We start from the raw sequence: 1,287 nt of genomic DNA, 5'->3' as shown, positions 1-1,287 counted from the left end.
TCCGTTTCATCCAGTGATGGACGGTTTTCGTCTTTGCTTGATGGAAAACACATGTTTCGAACGGTAACGGATCAGAACCGGATCGCGGAAGAGCACCGTGTGTCCTACCGTGCATGATCGCAATAATTCCCCGCGGCGCGGGGAAGTCTGCTGTGGGCACCGACCCGCGGCTCCCGTACGGTCGGACGATGAGCGCGCCCGCCCCGCCACCGTCGTTGGACGCCATCCGTCGGGCGCCCAAGGTGCTGCTGCACGACCATCTCGATGGCGGCCTTCGTCCCGCGACCGTCGTCGAACTCGCCGACGAGGTCGGCTACGACGCCCTACCCACCGTGGCTGTGGACAAGCTCGCGACCTGGTTCCGCGGTGGCGCCCACAGCGGGTCACTGGTGCGTTATCTGGAGACGTTCAGCCACACCGTCGGGGTCATGCAGACCGCGGACGCGCTCGCTCGGGTGGCCCGAGAATGCGCCGAAGATCTTGCTGCGGACGGCGTCGTCTACGCCGAGGTCCGGTTCGCTCCAGAGCTGCACGTCGAAGGCGGGCTCGCACTCGACGCGGTGATCGAGGCGGTTCTGGACGGCTTCCGCGCCGGTTCGGCCGGGACCGGGCTGAAGATCCGTGCCCTGGTGACCGCCATGCGTCACGCGGCCCGGTCGTTGGAGATCGCCGAGGCCGCCGTCCGGTGGCGGGACAGGGGTGTCGTCGGTTTCGACATCGCCGGTGCCGAGGCCGGCTTCCCGCCCACCCGCCACCTGGATGCGTTCCAGTACATGCAGCGGGCGAACGGGCACTACACGATCCACGCCGGCGAGGCGTTCGGGCTACCGTCGATCTGGGAGGCGCTGCAGTGGTGCAACGCTGACCGTCTCGGGCACGGAGTTCGGATCATGGATGACATCGCCATCGACCCGGACGGTGATGTGATTCTCGGGCGGCTCGCCAACTACGTCCGTGACGTCCGGGTGCCGCTGGAGATGTGCCCCACGTCCAACGTGGACACGGGGGCGTGCGTCAGCATCGCCGAGCATCCCATCGGTCTGCTGCGCAGGCTCCACTTCCGGGTGACGGTCAACACCGACAACCGGTTGATGAGCGGTGTGACGCTGTCGAGTGAGTTCGCCACTCTGGTCGACACCTTCGGCTACGGCTGGTCGGACATTTCGTGGCTGACCGTGAACGCCATGAAATCGGCCTTCATTCCGTTCGATCAGCGTCTCGCCATCATCAACGATGTGATCAAGCCTGGTTTCGCACGGTTGCGCTCCGGTGGGTAGCCGGTCGGCC

At 65.9% G+C, this 1,287-nt stretch carries 1 protein-coding gene; it reads left to right on the top strand.

Annotated features, from left to right (window positions below; genetic code table 11):
- Positions 1–188 precede the first annotated feature (188 nt).
- A complete protein-coding gene (locus U9980_RS05840) occupies positions 189–1,277 on the top strand; it encodes an adenosine deaminase (protein WP_322751007.1) in 1,089 nt (362 codons plus the stop codon).
- Positions 1,278–1,287 lie beyond the last annotated feature (10 nt).

Origin of the sequence: Protofrankia sp. Cr1, assembly GCF_963555865.1 — a bacterium.
In the GTDB taxonomy this organism is placed as follows: domain Bacteria; phylum Actinomycetota; class Actinomycetes; order Frankiales; family Frankiaceae; genus Protofrankia.
Note: the sequence above shows the minus strand (reverse complement) of the source record. Positions and strands in the feature narration are given on the sequence as shown.

What these genes read in the sequence shown, in the direction of transcription:
- U9980_RS05840 (WP_322751007.1), top strand. Translation starts at nt 189, where the DNA reads ATGAGCGCGCCCGCCCCGCCACCGTCGTTGGACGCCATCCGTCGGGCG.